This window comes from Paraburkholderia sp. GAS82, assembly GCF_050436285.1.
GTDB classification, from domain to species: Bacteria; Pseudomonadota; Gammaproteobacteria; order Burkholderiales; family Burkholderiaceae; genus Paraburkholderia; species Paraburkholderia phenazinium_B.
Genome location: NZ_JBNDLX010000007.1, coordinates 101,666 through 121,361, shown reverse-complemented (window position 1 = coordinate 121,361; position 19,696 = coordinate 101,666). Strand labels below are relative to the sequence as shown.

Here is a 19,696-nt window from a genome sequence, read left to right as displayed (position 1 = left end):
TCGTCGTCCCGTGCGCCCCCGATCTTAAAGCGGTCTATGTGTAACGACCGCAGCCAGCCTAGAATGCCGTCCCAATCTGGAACTGGAATTTCTGGTACTGGTCGCCGGCGTGCTTGACGAGCGGGAAGCCAAGGCTGAGCTTGAGTGGCCCGATCGGCGAGATCCACGCGAGACCCGCACCGTACGCATAACGCAGACCGTTCGCGCCGGTGCTGTTGCCTTCGTTGCCCCAGACGTTGCCGCCATCGAAGAATGAGAATACGCGCAGCGTGCGATCGTAGCCGGTACCTGGCAGCGGGAAGGTCAGTTCGATGTTGCCGACCAGCAGCTTCGAGCCGCCGATCGGATCGCCCGTGGTCGCATCGCGCGGACCCAGCGAGCTCGGCTCGTAGCCGCGCACCGAACCGATACCGCCGGCGTAGTAGTTCTTGAAGATCGGGAACGGCTTGCCGTCGAGACCGTTACCGTAACCACCCTGGAAGTTCAGACCCAGTACGAAGCCTTTCGAAAACGAGTAGTAGTACTGCGCCTGAAGGTCGGCCTTATAGTAAGGTGTACTGCCCAGAGGCGAGCCGTATTCTGCGTTCGCCTGCGTGAAGTAACCGCGGCTCGGCACCAGCGCGCTGTCGCGATTGTCGCGCGACCAGCCGATCGTCAGCGGCACGTTGTTCGACACGCGGCCGAAGGAGTTGACATAGTCAATGTAGCTTTGCGGTGTGGTCGAGTCGACGTCGAGACGGTTCTGCTCGATGCCGAGACCGAAGTACACCATGTCGGCTTCGGAGAACGGGATGCCGAACTTCAGGTCCGCGCCGACCGTAATGATGCGAAAGCTTGTGTCGTTAACGCTGGAGAAAACGAGTGGTTCGCTGGTGCGGTAGTAGACGTCGGTAATACGCTTGATGCCGTCCACCGTGAAGTACGGGTCGACCTGTGTGACCGTCAGCGTACGGAACGTCGTTGCGGTATTCACGTTCACCGCGAGGCTCGTGCCCGAACCGAACACGTTGTCCTGCGACACGCCCGCTGAGATGATCGGGCCTTCGCCAGAGCCGTAGCCAAGCCCCAGCGTCACCGAGCCGGTTGGCTTTTCCGTCACCTTGACGGCAATATCGACTTCGTCGGCGGTGCCTTCGACTGGCACGGTGGTGACGTCGACATCCGTGAAGTAGCCGAGACGGTTGATCCGGTCTTTCGACAGTGCAAGGCGACTCGAATCGAACCACGAGCTTTCGAGCTGACGCATTTCGCGGCGGATCACTTCGTCGCGTGTGCGGGTGTTGCCCACGATGTTGATGTTCCGCACGTATACGCGGCGGCTCGGATCCACTTGCAGTGTCAGGTTGACCGTATGGTGTTGCTGGTCGATCTGCGGCTCCGCGTTCACGGTTGCGAACGCATAACCGTATTCACCGAGCTTGTCGACCACAGCCTTCGTGGCAGCCTTCAGCTTTGCAGCGGAAAATCGGTCGCCCGCCTTGATCTTGACCAGCTTCGAAAGCTCTGCCTCGCGGTCCAGCAGATTGCCGGCCAGATGGATGCCCGAAATCGTGTATGGCTCGCCCTCATGCAGGGTGAGCGTCAGGTACATGTCTTTCCTGTCTGGCGACAGCGAGACCTGGGTCGAATCGATATTGAACTCGAGGTAGCCGCGGTCGAGGTAATACGAGCGCAGGTTCTCGAGGTCGGTGGTCAGCTTGTCTTTCGAGTACAGGTCGTTCTTGGAGTACCACGAGAACCAGTTTGGCGTGGACTGCTGCATTTCGTCGTGCAGCGTGCCGTCGCTGAACACCTTGTTGCCGATGAAGTTGACCTGGCGGATCTTCGCGCTCGGACCTTCGATCACCGAGAACAGCAGGCCGACGCGATCGCGGTCGATCGGCGTGACCGTGGTCGTGACTTCGGCTGCGTAGTAGCCGTGCGTCAGGTACTGGCGTTTGAGCTCCTGCTCGGCGCGGTCGACCAGCGACTTGTCGTAATAGCGGCCCAGCGACAAGCCGACCGAGTTCAGCGCCTTGTTCAAGTTGTCCTTGTCGAATTCGTGGAGGCCCGAGAAATCGATCGTGCCGATGGCAGGGCGTTCCTCGACCTGCACGACGATGACATCGCCTTCGGCCGAAATCCTGACATCGTTGAAGAAGCCCGTTGCGTACAGCGCGCGGATCGCAGCGGACGCCTTGTCGCCAGTGAAGATGTCGCCCCGTTTGATGGGCAGATAGGAGAAGACTGTGTTTGGCTCGACGCGTTGCAAGCCTTCGAGCCGGATGTCGCGAACCACGAATGAGTCAGCGGCATTCGCCGACATTGTTGACGCGCTTAAACCAACGAGGGTCAATGCCCTCACGCAGCGGGACAACAAGATTTTTACTTTCATACAGAGTGAGCGAAAAGAAATCCACGCAGACACGAAAACCGCTGCCACGTGAAGTCCAATGGACGACTCGCGAGGTGCGGAGGGAAGAGCGACCCGTTGTTCTATTTCAATCTGAAGTCCGAGACGTCGTTGCCCTGGACGAGATCTTTGACTTGTGCAAGCACCTCCTGTCCGTTCACGAATGTCCATGTCTATCGTCCACGAAACATCACAAGAGCCGAACACGGCACGAGCATGACGATCGCAATGTGCTCGACGAAGAACGTCACCAGTCGCTTGCCCTCATCAAAAGGACGGCAAGAGCATTGATCCAATGAGTGACGCGAACCGGGGCGGCGTCATGGGTGGAGAAACGGAACCAGGATCGCGAATATTCCAGCGCGTGAAAAATAAAGTCATACCTTACAAACGCTCCACCTCGAAAGCGAACAGGTCAATGACAGGAAGCACCCGAGGTGCGAAATTTTCATGGAATATTCGAGGGTCGCCGTTCGTTATACAGAGATCGTTGTGCCGATAAGGAATGGAGACATGATGTCCAAATCAATCGTGATGTTGACGCTTTGGGCCGGTCTGGCTGCGCCTCTCGTTTCCCCGGGTGTCGTGTTTGCCCAGAATTGCACCCCCACTCTCGCAGACGGTTCTCTTAACCAATGTCCTCCGATGGGCGGCGGCGGTCACGTAGACCACCGACCCGACCGGTTGCCTCACGGCGACAACGATTCCCACGGGAACAATGGCATTCACGGTACCCCGAGCGTCCACAGTACTGGCGGAGCCGCCACTTTTAACGGCGACGGAGCTCACAGCGCAGGCATGGGGCACGGCGGAGGCGCCGGAAGTGGCGCGGGTGGCGGCCACGGAAAATAGAGGTTGGTGCGACCAGCTGTGCCGCACGTTTTCGATGCAGTGCATTGGCAGGAGAGGGGAAGGAGCGTCAATTGAAACTGGCACGTGGGGTGGATGTTGTCCGCAAGCGCATGAGCAAGCTCTTTCACCTGAATGCACTGAAACGTTCATCCGGAGCCGGAGCGCAGTCCATGCCGGAAATGGAATGCGAGTGGGTGATTGCGTACCGGACGGCGCATGGCTTCTGTTGCATTTACCGCGGAGTGCCCATTGATTTTCGCACTATGTTCGACCTCCAGATCTGGGTCGAAGAGCACAATGTGCGGACCTACTTCATAGGTTCTTGAAGCGCGCCTTGTACAGGGTCGCCGGCTACTCTTAAGAGTTTGAACACGGCAGCCATGATCGTTGACGATCACGGCTGCCGTCACGTTGCCACATATCGCCTCATTCTCAAAGCAATTGCCACATCTCGGTCATGTTCGAAGCTCATTCTTGCGGGTGCCTTCCCCGGTTGTGAGTTAACAGTTGTCTCCCTGTAGCGCGTGCCGTGAATCCAGGAGTCCTTATCTTCTGGTTTCACTGGACGTCGTCTCCCTCAATAAACGGCAGATAAACAGCGAACATGACATCAAACAGTCGACGTGATTTCCTGCGGGCCGCTGCGCAAGCGGCCGGTGCGGCCACCGCACTGGGTGCAGTACCTATGGGTATCCGCAGTGCACTGGCGATACCTGCGCACAATGCGACCGGCACGATCGAAGACGTACAGCACATTGTTGTCTTCATGCAAGAAAATCGTTCTTTCGATAACTACTTCGGGTCACTGCGCGGCGTGCGCGGCTTCGGCGACACACGTCCGATTCCACTGACTACCGGCAAGTCTGTATTCTTCCAGCCCGCCAACAACGCGGATGGTTATGTCTTGCCTTTCCGCCCCAATCTTCCGAACCTCGGTCTGCAGTTCGTGCAGGATCTGGACCACAGCTGGCCTGGCACGCATGCGGCATGGAACAGCGGCCGCTACGACCAGTGGGTGCCGGTCAAGGGCACGACGACGATGTTCCATCTGACGCGCGAGGACATCCCGTTTCACTATCAGCTGGCTGACTCATTTACGATTTGCGACGCCTATCATTGCGCGGCCATGACGCCGACCGACCCGAACCGCTACTACATGTGGACGGGCTGGGTAGGCAACGACGGAACCGGCGGCGGCCCCGTGATCGATAACGCCGAGGCTGGTTACTCATGGAGCACGTTCCCGGAAAAGCTTGAGGCTGCCGGCATATCGTGGAAGGTCTACCAGGACATGGGTTCCGGTCTGAATCCGTCGACCGGCTGGGGCGACGACGAGAACCCCTTCATCGGCAACTTCGGAGATACCTCGCTTCTGTTCTTCAAGCAATATCAGAACGCGCAACCCGGCAGTCCGTTGTTCGAAAAGGCACGCACGGGTACACAAGTCGAAGTGAGCGGGACCTACTTCGACATACTCAGAAAGGACGTGCAAAACAATACGTTGCCGCAGGTTTCGTACATCGTGGCCCCGGAAGCGTTTTCGGAACACGGCAACTGGCCGCCGAACTACGGCGCGTGGTATGTCGACCAGGTCCTTCAGGCACTTACGTCCAATCCGGAAGTATGGAGCAAGACGGTACTGCTTTTGACCTACGACGAGAACGACGGCCTGTTCGATCACATGCCGCCGCCGTATGCGTCTTCCACGCCTGCAACAGGCCTTTCTACCGTCTCCACAGCGAACGAGTTTTTCGCGGGTTCGAGCGGCAATCAACCTGGTCCCTACGGTCTTGGGCCACGCGTACCGATGATTGCCATCTCGCCATGGTCAAAGGGTGGTTACGTGTGCTCGGAAGTCTTCGATCACACATCGATCATCCGGTTTATCCAGAAGCGTTTTGGGCACGGTAACAGCCTGGAGGAGCCGAACATCACGGCATGGCGCCGCACGGTCTGCGGAGACCTGACATCGATTTTCAACTTCAGGAACCCTAACGACGGCTTCCCGCAACTGCCACCCACCTCGTTTCCAGCGGACAAGAACCGTCATCCGGATGTGGTACCTGTCGTGCCGAGCAGTCAGTCGCTGCCGAAACAGGAATCTGGTGTACGACCGGCACGCGCACTGCCGTACGAGTTTTTCGTTCGCGGCGGCGTGAGCGGGCAAGGCAACGCGTTCCGTTTGCACATGACGAACACGGGGCGCGCGGGTGTCAACTTCCAGGTCTATTCGGGTAATGCGACGGATCTGCCGCGCAGCTATACGGTTGAAGCAGGTAAGGATCTTTCGGACGAGTTGATGCTCGCTCCGGGAGGGAGCTACGACTTTTCCGTGTTTGGACCCAACGGCTATCTGCGCCGCTTTGTGGGCAAAGCAAACGCTACAGGGGAGCAACAAACAGCGTTTCAGATTGCCGACGGCTACGATGTCGCAAACGGCAATCTGCAACTGCGTCTGACAAACCCTGGTAAAGAGAGGTCCGTTTTCAATGTCGAGAGTGCCTACAACTCGCCGATGAGCGGCGATCTCAGCGTGCGTGGCGGTGATGTCAGCGTTCTGATGATTGATCTGCGAAATTCATTCGGCTGGTACGACCTGACAGTGACGGTCAACGCGGATCCGAATGCCCTGTGGCGCATTGCCGGTCACGTAGAAACCGGGCGTGACAGCGTATCGGATCCAGCGCTTGGAGGGTGATGTTGAGTCGCTGATGGCAGCGGTCTATGACTCTGCCACATGAACCATGAGCGGGCCGGTACGGCCGCTCATGGTTTTATTTTTCCGCTCTACATCGGCAAGATTGCAGGGCATTTTTAATGACAATGCTTCTGGGAAACGACTTCGAAACCGCCAGTCAATGCCTCTCGGGCATTCCGATGTCTTCTGCAGGTTATAGGGCTACGGTTCCAGTAGACCGTCTCGGCAGAAAGTGAGTTTTGGCGATTCGCTGCTGGAGAGAGCCTGGAGTGGGCGTGCCGAGACCGGACGTTATATCGAGGACGTGGCGAGCGATGTCAGTGTACGGTTGCACAATGGTCGCAAGCGGAGGGGCGAGGAATCTCGCAATGCTGTCGTCGAAGCCAATGAGCGACAGCCGTTGCGGCACTGCAATGTTCAACTCCTGCGCTGCCTGAAGAATGCCGGCGGCAAGAACATCGGCGCCGACGATTAGCGCCGTGGGATAGTGTGGGCGCGACAGTAGTTCGATGCCAAGCGTGTATCCATGAAGCGGTGCGTTCGGAATCACAAGGTCATAAGGCACAGTTCTGATTGTGCAGTGCTTATGGTCTACATCATGTTGCAGCAGTGCCTTGGTAAACGAAGCAATGCGGCATTCTTCGACGCTTGAGTTTCTGTGGGGACCCGCCTCTCTCGTGCTGGTGCCGCTTACATACCCGATCGACCGGTGACCGAACCTGACCAGATGCCTGACCGCCTCTTCAATTCCAGGTGTGGGGTCAATGCCGACCCGATGCACGTCGCCAAGGTTGTCGCGCTCAATCTGGATGAGTGGAATCCCTGCGTCGCGGACGATATCGTAGTTCTCCAAAATGAATGGGTGGCACACGACAATTGCTTCGACGTTGTGGTCGAGCAGATGTTTGAGCCCGTCCCGTTCGAGGTCGACGTTATATTCATGATCGACAGTCAACAGCGAATAACCTGCGGCGGCGGCCTCCATGCGCATCGCGTGTGAGATGTGTGCGAAGTGCGCGTTGTTGGTCGCGGAGTCGATCACAAGGCCGAGGGTGTAACTACGCTGGTTCCGAAGGCTTCTAGCCTGAATGTTGGGTCTGTAGCCGACCTTTTCGACGGCTGCCAGCACCCGCGCCCGGTTCTCTTCGGAAACATACCCGTTGTTGTAAACGACTCGTGACGCGGTCGAAGCGGAGACGCCGGCCTCCCGGGCGACGTCCGTCATCGTTGCGCGACTGGCTCGTGCGTTCATGATTTTGTCTTTACAAACAAATTGGACCTCACTACTCGTGTTTGCGCGCGGTCGTGCTGCGCTGCTGTGCAGCATAGTCTATCGAACCCGCCGGACGGCCTTCCGGCGGACTTTGCAACCCGACCGAATTTTGCCATGAACAGAAATGGGGTGGTGACGTCACCATCGCCGTCAAAAAAGGCCTTGCAGCTTTTCTTCGATCCCGATATGGTGACGTCACCACAGCGTCCTCGCTCGGAAATGAACCCAGGTTCTAAAGTCGGGAGATAGCAATGAAAAAATCCTATCCACTGTCTTTTCAGATGTTTTCAGCGCGCGATACGGTTCCGCTAAAGACACAGCTTGCTGAGCTTGCGAAGCTGGGCTACGAGAACGTAGAGCCATTTGGTGCCCTATACGCCGACCCCATTGAGTTTCGCAAGGAACTGGACGCCAACGGTTTGTCGGCGCTCAGTGGTCACTTTGATCTGTCGATGCTCGAAGCCGATACAGAGAAAGCGATTCACATTGCCAATACTCTTGGTATCGAGATTGTGATTGCGCCATGGCTCGACCCGTCATTGCGCCCAACGGATGCGAACGGATGGAAGGCTTTGGGAGCACGGCTGGCCGTCCTTCAAAAGAAGTTCGCCAAGGCCGGTCTGACGTTTGCCTGGCACACCCATGACTTCGAGTTCATCCGGCTACCGGATGGTTCGTTTCCGGTTGAGCACATCTTTGAAGGCAACAGCGTTGGCCTGGAGCTTGATGTGGCGTGGGTTATCCGGGCAGGTGCCGACCCGCTGGTATGGCTCGAGAAGTACTCGAACCGTCTGGTGGCGGTGCATGTGAAAGACATCGCGCCGCAGGGCCAGAACCTTGAACAGGATGGATGGGCTGACCTCGGAGTGGGTGTGGTGGACTGGAGGCGCATCTGGCCCGTGGTCAACCGCGCGGAGCCGCGCGTGGCTGTTCTCGAACACGACCGTCCTGGCGACTGGATCAGGTTTGCAAAGAACAGCGCGGCAGCTTTCCGGGCTCTCGTCAGCGAGTGAACGACATGAAGATCAACATTGGCGTGATTGGTTGCGGAAACATCTTTGATGCGTATATCAGGAATGCGGTGCACTTTCGCGACCTGAGCTATGTCGCATGCGCGGACCTCAATACGGAACTTGCGCAGCGTAAGGCTGCGCTCTACGGCCTCGAGGCGATGTCGATTGACGCGATGCTGGGCCGCGACGATATCGACGTGGTCCTGAACCTCACGGTGCCCAACGCGCACGCCGAGGTCTCCCTCATGGCGATTGCCGCAGGCAAGCACATCTATACCGAGAAGCCGCTGGCGGTAACGTTGGCAGAAGGGGCTGCGATTCTGGATGCTGCGCGGCAGCGTGGTGTCAGGGTGGGCTCCGCGCCCGATACGATTCTCGGGCCGGCAGTCCAGTCGGGGCGCGCGATCGTCGACTCTCAGGAAATTGGCAAGGTTGTGTCAGGCCTCGCCACGGTGCAGAGCCACGGTATGGAGCATTGGCATCCGAACCCCAGCTTCTTCTACAAGAAGGGTGGCGGACCGGTGCTCGATGTGGGGCCGTACTATGTGAGCACGTTGGTCAACCTGTTAGGGCCGGTCACGAGCGTGAAGGCATCGGGCACGATCGGCTACCCGGAGCGAGTCGTGACGACGGAAGGGCCAACGAAGGGTGACGTGATCAAAGTGGAGACGTACACCACTCTGCATGCCTTGCTCTCGTTCGCCAGCGGCGCTCACGTCACACTGCTCGCTAGCTGGGACGTCTGGAATAGCGATCTTCGTCCGATTGAGCTTCACGGAACGGAGGGTACGCTGCGGCTGGCTGATCCGAATTCGTTCAGCGGCGAGGTCGCCGTGTCAGTGGGCGCCAAAAGCTTTCGTAGTATCCACACGAACACGATGCCCTTCGGCGCTTTCAACCGTGACTGGGTTGGCGATGGCGTATGCCGTTCCAGCTGTTATCGGGGACTCGGGCTGGCTGACATGGCTTCGGCGATCCAGGCCGGTGTGGTTCACCGGTGCAACGGCGAATTCGCATTCCACGTCCTTGAAACGATGTTGGCCATCGAAGATGCCGCGGCTAGCAACGGCACCGTCAATCTGAGGAGCTCTTGCAGCCGCTCGCCTCGGCTCACCGGGGAGGATGCGATGCGGCTGATGGCCTGAAGAAGTCAACGGCACCAATGACAGTCGGTTCGGTTTGTATCGTGAAGGGAGTGATAGAGGTTAGCGAATGGACTACTAAACTTTAGCCGCCTGCCGCTCGAACGACGCACAAAGCGATTCCGTCAATGCGTCTATAGCAGGTTTCAGGTTACCCGTCTGACGTGGATAAACCAGCCAGACGCCCAGGCTCAGCTTGAAATCGCTGACGTCCAGGATCTCCAGCTGGTCGCGATACGGACTCGTGCGCAACACGTCGAGCGGCACGAGGCCGAGCCCCATGCCAGCACCGACCAGCCGCAACTGTGTGTTCGTTGCTTGAGTGTCGACGCTAATCCTGAGCCGCTGGCCAGCGGCTTCCATCGAGCGTTCAAGGGCCGCCCTATATCCGCAGCCGTCCGGGTTGAGAATCCAGCTATGCGCGACTAACGACTGTATCGAACTCTTACGCTTGACCAGCGGCTTATCCGCGCTCTGGATGACTTTCACCTCGAACGTAACGATCTGGCGGCCCGTCAGTCCGTGGGGTAGCCCCGTGCCCTCGGGAAGCATCAAGACCGCAGCGTCCAGTTGACCCTGTTCCGTCGCCTGCTGCAAGGCAGGACTCCATTCCGTGTGCAACCTGATCTCCAGCGCGGGGAACAGTTCGTTCATCTTTAACACCGCGTCAAACAGCGTGGCATCGGCCACCGCGTGCGGCAGGCCGAAGCGGAAAGTGCCAGACGGTGCAGCGCCCTCGTGAGCAACATCGAGCAGATGCGACCAGGCGCCAAGCAACGTCACGGCCTGTTCGTACACGCGATTTGCGAGCGCAGTGGGCCGGGGTGGCTTCGAGTCGCGGTCGAACAGTTCGACCCCAAGCAATTGTTCGAGCCGCTGGACGCGTTTAGAAATGGCCGACTGCGACACGCAGAGGATGTCTGCCGCACGCGTCAAAGACGCCTCATCGATCACCGTCACGAACGTTTTCAGGTCGTCGATCATAATTCCAATGTGTCATGTTTAACATGACATTTATTCTCTTGAGGAAAGTTGTGAGCAAGCTTAACCTGATCTCACTTCGCGCGCCAGTTCAATGACTGGCGAGCACTGACCAACGACGCCATGCCGTCATTTGCAGGAGCAATCGAATGCCTCTCGTACGCATCAACCTCTCAAGAAATGCCACACCACAAGTTGTACAGGCAGTGAGCGAGACGGTCTATCAGGCGATGGTGGAGATCGCCAACGTGCCGCGAAACGACAAGTTTCAGATTGTCACGCGCCACGCTGAAGACGAACTGATCTATCCGGCCGAAGGCTATCTGGGTATGACTTACTCGGCTTCCATCATATTCATTCAGGTGACGTGGAATGCGGGCCGCACGACAGAGGTCAAGAAGGCGTTCTACAAGGCGATCGCGGACCGTATTCACGCGAAAACGGGCGTTCGAAAGGAGGACATCGTGATAAACCTCGTAGACGTCGCGCGGGAAGACTGGTCCTTCGGCAACGGCGAAATGCAATATGCGCCGAAGGAGTGATTGGGGGATCGACACGACCTTAACCCCGACCAAAGCAATGCCCACAACACCGGATCGGTCATTTCCTGGCGGCGGATCGACAGTATTCGCACGCCCGTTTCATACCAGAGGCTTCAAGGAGGGCAAACAAGCCGACGAACAGGGGCGCAAACCTGATTTCAAAGGGTACTAAATTGCCTGAACTGAATCGATAAGATTGTTCCGCAGCGCCACGATCGCCTTCTGTACTTTGGCGAACTCATCTGGCGCGAGGCCGGTCGCCCCATTGAGACTCATGGTCAGGGCTCTTTCGCGCAGCCGCCGACCGTTTTTCGTGAGCCTGACTCGCACCTGACGCTCGTCTTCAGGATCGCGCTGCCTTTCCAGATAGCCCATCACCTCGAGCTTCTTCAGCATCGGCGTGAGCGTGTTGGATTCGAGAAACAGCTTCTCGCCCAGACCGCTGACGGTTGGGTTGTCTTCCTCCCAAAGCGCAACGATCGCGATGTATTGGGTATAGGTGAGCCCAAGCTCCTCGAGCATCGGCTTGTATGCCTTGCCGAACGCCAGGTTCGCGGAGTAGATCGCAAAGCAGAGGTAGTCTGACAGCGGTGCAGCCGCAGCGAGCGCCGGATTGGTAGTTTTCATCTGCATCCTCTTTGGCTGGAGCCTGATGTTTCACAAGACATACGAACAAATATACATCGCATGCGATTATATCGCAATATGGTGAATACCCCAAAATGAAGGCACGTGCCTCAGCGAGATGCACGTGCCTTGGCGGATTACACCGTGACGATGGTCGTGCCGACCTCGATGTTGCCGCGCACAGATTTCGAGTACGGGCAGATCTGATGGGCCAGGTGCGCGATTTCCTCGACGACTTCCGGTGCCAGACCCGGCACGCGGACGGTGAACTCGGCGCCGAGGAACCACGCTGCACCGGTCTGTCCGATGTTTACCTGGATGTCCACGGAATAGTCGGACGGCAGCGTGACCTTCTTCATCGAGGCTGCAATTCCGAACACGGTCGTGTAACAGGCCGACCACGCGCCCGCAAACAGCTGCTCGGCTTGCGGGTGCGGCTCGGTGGCGATGAAATCGAGGCTTTCAACGCCGGGCGCAGACAGCTTGAGGTCGAAGACACCAAACTCGCCGCGCTGGACACTGGGGTCGCGATTGACCGTGGCGTGAGTGTTACCTGAGGCGAGGACTTTTTCGATCTTTTCCATGATGGATTCCTTGGTGAATAAGGGTGTTACGTTAATTTAAGGCGCAGGCGATTTGATCGCGTGCGATATATTAGGGGAGGTACCTGGCGAGATCCGCAAGCCTTATCCGGTCACTGCGTGACGACGTTCAGTCCGACCTCGATGTTGCCATGCACAGCCTTAGAGTACGGGCAGATCTGATGAGCCAGGTGCGCGATCGACTCGACAACGTCGGCTGCCAGATCCGGCGCGCGGATGGTGAACTGGGCGCCGAGGCAATGCCCGGTACCGACCGACCCAATGCTGACCTGAATGTCCACGGAATAGTCGGACGGCAGCGTGACCTTCTTCATTTTGGCTGCAATCTCGAACGCGCTGATGTAACAGGCCGACCACGCGCCCGAAAACAGCTGCTCGGCTCTTGGGTGCAGTCCGGTAGCGATGAATTCGCGGTTTTCAGCGCCGGGAGCTGAAAGTTTGAGATCCAGCGCGCCGTGCTCACCGCGCCGGGCATTAGGGGCGCGATTGATTGTAGCGTGGCTGTTGCCGGAGTGGAGGACTTGTTCGATCTTGCTCATGACGGATTCCTTCGTGAATACGGGGGTTAGGTGGTTTAGATCGCATGCGATGTAATCGCATGAGCCGCATGATGGGCGAGAGCGTTTTCTTTGTCAAGCGTATAAGATTTAATCGCATGCGATTTGTGATAGGCAGCGATGAGAACCTGCGTCCCGGAAGCAGTCAGACCTGCCGCTCGGCGTGAGCGGCAGGTCTGAGGGCTGATCATGCAAAAACACGGCCGCGCAAGCGAGTGCTTATGCCGGCAAACGGACGTCGGACAGATCTTCACAGAGTGCAATGAGCCGCTTCTGGAGAACGGGATCATCCGCCTGCGGGTTGGGAGCGAGTGGGTGCAGGTGGTAAAAGTACTGCCCGGTCACCTTGGCTTGCGGATCGTCGCTGGCGGCGAGCCAGGCCTGGGTGCGATGTGCCTGATCCATGTCGTCGGGCGCACCGGGGCCACCCATCCGGGTAGGCACCCAGCCAGGTTCCAGCGCGGTGGAAAAAACATCGGGCCAGCGACGGGCGATCGCAAATGCCAACATGGCATCATGCAGCTTGCTCTCGGCATAGGCTGCGGATCCGTTCCAGCGACGCTTGCGCCAGAGGATGTCGTCGAGATTGGCGTCAGCGTGGTGGTGCATCCCCGAACTCAGATAGACGAGCCGCTCCGGCTTTTCGATCAGGGCGGTCAGGATATACGCGGATAGTGTGTTAATCGCGAAGACGTGCGGCAGACCATCAGTGGTGAGGCGCTGGCCTTCGCGGTAGCCGACCGCGGCATTGTGGATCACCGCATCGAAGCGGCCGAGTTCGTTGACGCGCGCAGCAAGTGCCTTGGCGCCGGCAATGGTTTCAAGGTCGCCCACGACTACGGCCTCGGCCTCAGGTAGCGCGCGCCGGGCAACTTCTGCGCGGGCGGCGTTTCTGGCATGCAGGACAACCTGGTGTCCTTGCGCCACAAGCAGTTGGGCCGCCATGAAGCCGAGGCCCGTGGACGAACCGGAAATGAATATGCGTGTCATGTGAATTCTCCTGTACTGGATGGCGAACCGGCGACATGGTCGTCGCCGGTTCCGGGGATGGGATGCTCAACGTGCGGAGCGGCGGCTGATCAGAACGAGGACCGCTCCAAGAATCGCGCTTGCCGCGCCGAGCAGATAGACCGCGGCATATCCGAAGTGGCCGGCGACAAGACCCGCCGCTGGCCCGGCAATGCCGTAGGCAATGTCGAGGAAGGCGACGAAAGCGCCCATCGCACTGCCGCGATTCGCGGGCAACACGCGCTTGAGCGCCTCGACACCAAGGGCCGGAAACACCAGCGCGCAGCCAAGACCGGTGACAAACGCACCTGCGAGCGCGACGATCTCGTACGGCGCTGCCCACAGTACGGCTTGGCCGATGGCTTCGATGCCAAGTGACCAGAGAGCCACACGGTAGCCGCCGATGCGATCGGGCAGATGGCCGAACACCATCCGCATCAGGATAAAGCCAACGCCGAACGCAGTCATGACGAGCCCGGCATGGCCCCAGCCACGCATCGCGAAGTAGAGCGAAGCAAACGCCGTCAGCCCGGACAGCCCGACGCCTTGCAGCATCAAGCCCAAGCCTTCTCGCCAGATCTGGCTGATCACGCGATAGAACGGCAGTCGCTGGCCGGCCGGCGAAACGTACGAGGTTGCACCGAAGGCGATACCGGCAGCGAGCAGCGGTGCGGCGATGCAGGCCGCCATCGCGGCCTGAAGGCCTAATTGCTGATAGAGGCTCATGCCGACGGGCGCACCGATCGCCAGTGCTGCGAACATCGCGATGCCAGTCCAGGACATCGACATTCCCGCGCGTTGCGGGCCTACCGAGGCGATCGACCAGGACACGCAGCCGGTGACGAACTGGCTTTCTCCGAGCCCGGCCACCAGACGCCCTGCAATCACGATGGCAAGACTGACCGCCGGCGAGAGACCTTTGGTGGCCGAGACCAGATAGAGCAGGCCACCCAGGGCGCAGAAGGCAGCGCCCTGCAACGCCGACCGCTTGCCGCCGTGATGGTCGGTCACGTGACCGGCGTAGCCACGGGTCAGTACGGTGGCAAGGAACTGAATCCCGATCACGAGTCCGACGACGAGGTTGCTAAAACCCAGCTTGTCATGGACGAAGAGCGGAATGACGGGAAGCGGCAAACCGACTGCGAGGTAACCGCAGAACAGCATTGCGATGACGGCGAGGGAGGGACGAGCCAGATGAGCCGGTGGGGCGTCGGCCTGGCCTATCGTCTTCACGGTAAGCGATGGCATGATTAACTCCAGATTGGCAATCGTGAGAGAAGGCCGCTCCGCGAAGAGCGGCCGAACACGCTCAGGCAGTAGTGCCAGAAGAGGAAGCGGACGTCCCAAAGAGTTCGCTCCGGTAGCCGCTCGCGTCGAGCAGGTAGTCACGGGACGCGGTCACCTCGGCCGACAGTTTTGCCAGATCGACGTCGATCAGCTTGCCGCCTTGCTTGCGCAACTGGCCGGCAACCATCACGGTGTCGACATCTGACCGCTCGACAGCCTGGACGACTGTGCCGATCGCGTTGTTCACCGGGAAGACGGCCACGCCGTTGGTGCGCACCATGATGATGTCGGCCTGCTTGCCCGGCGTCAGCGAGCCGATCGAACGTTCCAGGCCGGCGGCGCGGGCGCCATTGATCGTCGCGGCTTGCAGCACCGCCTCTACCGAGATCGGCGCGGGAGCGTCGGCCTCGCCACGGAATCGGCGATACCGCATGGCTGCGCGCTGCTGCCCGAACAGGGCGTGCATCTCACCAAACAGATCGCTGCCGAAGGCGGTGTCGAGGTCGATGCCGAGCGCCGGTGTGAGGCCGTGATCGATCGCCTGCTGATACGCGAAGCTATCGTCGTCGAAACCGAATAGCGCATCCGAACGGGGATTGACGGTGACGTTCACGCCCGCATCCGCGAACAGCTTCCACGTTTCTTGCGGGACACGTGTGCAGTGATTGAAGATGTTGTGCGCGCCCAGCACCCCAGGCTCGGCGAATTCAGGGCCGAGTTTGGCGAGATCGCCGATGAACTCGGTCAGGATCTGCATGTCGAGCCGGCGTGCGACTTTCCACCAGTCGAGATTGAGCTGACCGAAGAGGCCAACCCGCACCCGGTCCGCCCCAGCGTTCCAGTTAAGTGCGAGGCGTTCGAGATCTTGTGGCAGATGGGCATTGGACGCTTTCTTGTCCATTGCCGCACCGACCATATGCAGCGCCCGGATGCCGGCCGAGTCGAGTGCTTCGAGCGCTGCATCGGTGTGCTCGGGGCTGCGCGAACTGTGGCAGGCGTCGATGATGGTCGTAATGCCGGCGTCGAGCGAAGCGACCGCCGTCAGGCGCGTACTCAGATACATGTCGAGCGGACGATATTGCGAGCCCAGCGTCTCGGCGACGACATCGATGTAGGCGAATAGATCGTCGACGTCGGGCATCATCCGGCGCATGACGCCGAGCCATGCATGGTGGTGCGCATCGATCAGGCCGGGCAGGACGATGCTGCCGGCGGCATCGATGACTTCGGCGTCATCGGCCTTCAGACTGGCGCCGACGGCCACGATGCGGTCGCCCTCGACCAGGACGTCGCCGGTTGCGAGATTGGGAACGTTGCGGTCCATCGTGACGATGGTGCCGCCCTTAAAAAGGATGGTGCGTGCAGTGCCAGACATGGTGAACTCCTCCGGGTGGGTTATCGACGACGGCGGAAAGGGCGGTGCGGAGCCGTACTTCCGGGTGGCGGCGGCCACTGTGACGCGTCGTTGATGGGAAGATAGGCGTCCCGCGACTTTTGATTAAGATAGGGTCGTTCAAATGATTTATGCTAAAAATCAAAGATGAATCAAAGGCGAGACGCAAATGAGCTTTGACGGAAGATTGCTTGCAGGGATGAGCGTGCTGGCGGCCGTCGTCGAGACCGGTAGCTTTACGCGGGCGGGCGAGGTGCTTGGGCTGTCGGCTTCAGGCGTGAGCCGGTCGATTTCGCGGCTCGAAGCGCGCATGGGGGTACGGTTGCTGGACCGTACGACGCGGGCGCTGCACCTGACCGGCGAGGGCGCCCGGCTCTACGAACTGGCGGCGCCCCATCTTTCCGGCATCGAGGACGCCGCGAATGTGGTGTCAGGCGCGGCGGTGACGGTTCGCGGGACACTAAGGGTCAGCCTGAATCCCGTGTTTGCCCGCAACGTTCTGGCGCCGAGATTGCCGGAATTCACCGAGCGCTATCCTGACCTCGCCCTGACGGTGGTGCAGCTACCGGATGCGGGCGATCTGGTGACGGAAGGCATCGACGCCGCGGTGCGGTTCGGGCCGCAGCCGGCGTCGAGCATGTCCTCCCGGCTGTTGCTCGAAACCCGTGTGCTGACGGTGGCGTCGCCGTCGTATATCAAGAAATATGGGCGCCCCGCGACGCCTGGGAAACTCGTCGGGCACGACTGTATCCAGTACATCGATCCACAGCACGGCAAACCGTTTCACTGGGAATTTCACCGTGGCAAGGAGATCCTGCCTGTCGAGACGACAGGCAGGCTTACGCTAACGGACGTCGATACGATGGTCGGAGCGTGTGTGGCCGGCGCAGGGGTGGCGCAGGTCCTGGCCCTTGGCGTGCAGCATTTGCTTGCAAGCGGCGCCTTGGTTGAACTGTTCCCGGATTGGCCGGGCGAGACCTTTCCGCTTTATGCTATCCGGCCATCGCGGCGTTTACCTCCCGCAGCGGTCGAGGCATTTCTCGAGTTTTGCTGGGAGCTCTGCCATGGGCAGCGCACGGCGCCGGTGTCCTCCTGAGTATGATCGACGGCTGAGCGGCGGAGCGCATTGGGCGGGGGGAATGTGCAAAACATAAATATTGCACTCCTAAAAGAAATGCTGAATACCAACCGAGATGGCGGTCACTGACCGGCCGGATGCCACGCCAGCTCCCGTGAGCGAAGCGATGCCGTTGGTGCCCGAGGCATGCTGATAGGTCACTTGCTGGTAGACCGTCGTTCGCTTCGAGAACAGGTACGAGTTTGAAAGGGTAATGGTCTTCCAGTCACCGCCGTCGAGATTTTCCACCCATCCGCCAATCGCGATGACATCGTCGGGTACGATCGTCCAGTTCACACCAGCGTCCACGGTGTTGGCGTTACCCTGGCCCGTTGCCAAGGTGATGCGCGACTGCGTAAACGTGGTGTGCAGAAGCACATTCTTAAACTGATACGACGCTCCGAGTCCCCAATTGACAAGCTTATTGGCAACAACGCCCTCGGCCTGAGGAAGCGAGGTGCCAAACAGCGAAGGAAGCCCAATAGCGCTGGAGAGCTCCAGAAAGCGATTGTTCTCGTTCGCGTACGTGGCGGCCAGACTCAGAGGTCCGCCCTTGTACTGGACAAAGAGCGAGTAGTCCCTGCTCTCGCTGAAATTGCCGGCCACATTTCCGAATGCAAATTCGGCGCCCGAGGAGAACCCGCCGATGGTCGGGCTCACATACTTCACCGCATTGTTGAACTGGAAGAAGTTGGCAATCTCATCGAGGTTGCCTTGGTGAAGCGAGAGAATGTTCCCCAGGATAAAGGGCGTTTGATAGCTGGACAGAACGTCATACATGAAGCTGGGTTGGTGACCGAGCGTCAACGTGCCATAGGTGTCCGACTGCAGTCCGACGTATGCCTTTCTGTTGAATAGCGTGCCGGGAACCAGCGCCTCGCCATTGTTCAGCGTGTACTCGTTCTGCAGATCGAAGACGGTGCGTAGCCCGCCGCCCAAGTCTTCAACTCCCTTGATGCCGAAAATGTCGGGGGAGTGCGTGTTTTCCTCCTGGAACAGGGCATGTCCTCCGACATTGCTGATGTACTGGACTGCGGTGTCCGCAATGCCATATAAGGTCACGCTGGATTGCGCGTTGGCGGAACTGGTCACGGAAAGTGCCACGATCGCGCCTGCCACAGTACGTCCAAAGATTGCCATGCCCTGTCTCCAATCCGGTTGTTGCTCTTCCGAACAAGTTATTGATTTAAGGGAAATCCAAAAAATATTTGTACTACTAATGAAATGGGCGGATAAAAATTCAATCATTTGTCCCGGCTGCTTGCTCGTGCGTAATCGCCTCAGTTCGCCGGTGTTGCATTCAACAGTAATGAATGACACAATGTATGTTGAACAATATAGGGGCCGCCCCGGGACGTGTCAACACGATGAACGTCCGTGGAAACCCGGGCGGCGTTTTCTTATGACTTCTACTACGGCTGAAAAATGACCAATGTGACTGCGAGACGCGGCATTCAGTCTGTCGAGATTGCGTTCCGGATCCTGTCGGCGTTGCAGACGAGTGTGCGAGCACTCCCTCTCAGAGAAATTGCTGCGTTGTCCGAACTGTCGCCGAGCGCGACAAGCAACTACATGATCAGTCTGGTGCGAACCGGGCTTGTATCGGCGGACGAAAAGCCGGGCTGCTACAAGCTCGGGCCAGCGTCGCTCGCACTGGGTATGAGCGCGATCAACCAGCTGGACGGATTCGATATCGTGCGCCGCGAGGTGATCGCCTTGCGGGAAGCCACCCTGAGTGGTGCGGCCGTGACCGCGTGGACCGAAGATGGACCAGTTAGTCTCTTCAAGCAGGAGGGGCAGACCCGCAGCATTCTTGAGCTCAGAACGGGCCTGATTCCGCTCGTCACGACTGCGGCGGGAAAGCTGTTCGTAGCCTGTCTCCAACCCGAGCGCACCGACGATCTCATCAGCCGCGAACTGTCCGCGGGACAGGAATGGAGCCCCGCTTCCTTCCGTGACGAAGCGATCACTGAATTGCGCACTTGCGGTTTCACAGCGGTTCATCGCGGGGACATGGGTTACGTGTCTGTCGCTGCCCCTATCTGGGACAGGGACGGTGATCTCCGATTCGCCATCAGTCTCATCGGATCGCCTGCAACACTGAACACGGAAATTGAAGGTAAAGAGATCAAGGCGCTGCTCGATAGCGCGGTTCGAGCTACGGTTGCGCTCGGCGGAAAGGTCCCCCGCAAGATCGGGTAGAAGCTGGGCG

General features: G+C 59.0%; 17 protein-coding genes. 7 read left to right on the top strand and 10 right to left on the bottom strand.

Translation table 11 applies throughout. From position 1 onward, the window contains the following. Positions 1-58 precede the first annotated feature (58 nt). Positions 59-2,374 (bottom strand): outer membrane protein assembly factor BamA, encoded by a 2,316-nt coding sequence (bamA, locus tag P3T17_RS22455; RefSeq protein WP_429408941.1) that lies wholly within the window; start codon positions 2,372-2,374, stop codon positions 59-61. 941 nt (positions 2,375-3,315) lie between these two features. On the opposite strand from bamA, the gene P3T17_RS22450 reads away from it, so the two are divergent. Beyond that, entirely contained in the window at positions 3,316-3,570 is a 255-nt protein-coding gene (locus tag P3T17_RS22450) for a hypothetical protein (protein ID WP_429408939.1), read from the top strand. Positions 3,571-3,848: 278 nt separating this feature from the next. Further along, complete coding sequence (locus P3T17_RS22445) at positions 3,849-5,942, top strand: phosphocholine-specific phospholipase C (protein ID WP_429408938.1); 2,094 nt, start codon at positions 3,849-3,851, stop codon at positions 5,940-5,942. 193 nt (positions 5,943-6,135) lie between these two features. On the opposite strand, the gene P3T17_RS22440 is transcribed toward P3T17_RS22445, so the two are convergent. Continuing rightward, positions 6,136-7,167: a LacI family DNA-binding transcriptional regulator gene (locus tag P3T17_RS22440; RefSeq protein WP_429408937.1), complete on the bottom strand. Its 1,032-nt coding sequence runs from the start codon at positions 7,165-7,167 to the stop codon at positions 6,136-6,138. Positions 7,168-7,466: 299 nt separating this feature from the next. Here P3T17_RS22440 and P3T17_RS22435 point away from each other — a divergent pair, with 299 nt between their 5' ends. Together P3T17_RS22435 and P3T17_RS22430 are read left to right on the top strand one after the other, a co-directional pair. After that, entirely contained in the window at positions 7,467-8,228 is a 762-nt protein-coding gene (locus P3T17_RS22435) for a sugar phosphate isomerase/epimerase family protein (RefSeq protein ID WP_429408936.1), read from the top strand. 5 nt (positions 8,229-8,233) lie between these two features. Continuing rightward, on the top strand, positions 8,234-9,373 hold the full coding sequence (locus P3T17_RS22430) for a Gfo/Idh/MocA family protein (RefSeq protein ID WP_429287904.1): 1,140 nt from the start codon (positions 8,234-8,236) through the stop codon (positions 9,371-9,373). A 75-nt stretch (positions 9,374-9,448) separates the two neighbouring features. Here the strand turns inward: P3T17_RS22430 and P3T17_RS22425 are convergent, their stop codons facing one another. Next, positions 9,449-10,354 (bottom strand): LysR family transcriptional regulator, encoded by a 906-nt coding sequence (locus P3T17_RS22425; protein ID WP_429408935.1) that lies wholly within the window; start codon positions 10,352-10,354, stop codon positions 9,449-9,451. A 146-nt stretch (positions 10,355-10,500) separates the two neighbouring features. Between P3T17_RS22425 and P3T17_RS22420 the strand changes: the two genes are divergently transcribed. Beyond that, positions 10,501-10,893, top strand: a complete 393-nt coding sequence (locus tag P3T17_RS22420; RefSeq protein ID WP_429408934.1) for a tautomerase family protein — start codon at positions 10,501-10,503, stop codon at positions 10,891-10,893. A 168-nt stretch (positions 10,894-11,061) separates the two neighbouring features. Here P3T17_RS22420 and P3T17_RS22415 read toward each other — a convergent pair whose 3' ends face one another. From P3T17_RS22415 to P3T17_RS22390, 6 genes are all read right to left on the bottom strand, one after another. Then, the gene (locus P3T17_RS22415; protein WP_074267826.1) at positions 11,062-11,520 is read right to left on the bottom strand and encodes a MarR family winged helix-turn-helix transcriptional regulator; all 459 of its coding nucleotides are present in this window, start codon (positions 11,518-11,520) and stop codon (positions 11,062-11,064) included. Positions 11,521-11,657: 137 nt separating this feature from the next. Continuing rightward, positions 11,658-12,104: an OsmC family protein gene (locus P3T17_RS22410; RefSeq protein WP_429287901.1), complete on the bottom strand. Its 447-nt coding sequence runs from the start codon at positions 12,102-12,104 to the stop codon at positions 11,658-11,660. 110 nt (positions 12,105-12,214) lie between these two features. After that, positions 12,215-12,661, bottom strand: coding sequence for an Ohr family peroxiredoxin (locus P3T17_RS22405; RefSeq protein WP_429287900.1), 447 nt, complete (start codon positions 12,659-12,661; stop codon positions 12,215-12,217). A 237-nt stretch (positions 12,662-12,898) separates the two neighbouring features. Then, complete coding sequence (locus P3T17_RS22400) at positions 12,899-13,669, bottom strand: SDR family NAD(P)-dependent oxidoreductase (RefSeq protein WP_074267829.1); 771 nt, start codon at positions 13,667-13,669, stop codon at positions 12,899-12,901. Between the two features lie 66 nt (positions 13,670-13,735). Next, complete coding sequence (locus P3T17_RS22395; RefSeq protein ID WP_429408933.1) at positions 13,736-14,935, bottom strand: arabinose transporter; 1,200 nt, start codon at positions 14,933-14,935, stop codon at positions 13,736-13,738. Between the two features lie 61 nt (positions 14,936-14,996). Continuing rightward, positions 14,997-16,349, bottom strand: a complete 1,353-nt coding sequence (locus P3T17_RS22390) for an amidohydrolase family protein (protein ID WP_429408932.1) — start codon at positions 16,347-16,349, stop codon at positions 14,997-14,999. Positions 16,350-16,536: 187 nt separating this feature from the next. On the opposite strand from P3T17_RS22390, the gene P3T17_RS22385 reads away from it, so the two are divergent. Then, entirely contained in the window at positions 16,537-17,463 is a 927-nt protein-coding gene (locus P3T17_RS22385) for a LysR family transcriptional regulator (protein WP_429408931.1), read from the top strand. Positions 17,464-17,532: 69 nt separating this feature from the next. On the opposite strand, the gene P3T17_RS22380 is transcribed toward P3T17_RS22385, so the two are convergent. Continuing rightward, complete coding sequence (locus tag P3T17_RS22380) at positions 17,533-18,624, bottom strand: porin (RefSeq protein WP_429408930.1); 1,092 nt, start codon at positions 18,622-18,624, stop codon at positions 17,533-17,535. Between the two features lie 285 nt (positions 18,625-18,909). Here P3T17_RS22380 and P3T17_RS22375 point away from each other — a divergent pair, with 285 nt between their 5' ends. Continuing rightward, a complete protein-coding gene (locus P3T17_RS22375) occupies positions 18,910-19,686 on the top strand; it encodes an IclR family transcriptional regulator (protein WP_074267834.1) in 777 nt (258 codons plus the stop codon). The last annotated feature ends 10 nt before the right edge of the window (positions 19,687-19,696 follow it).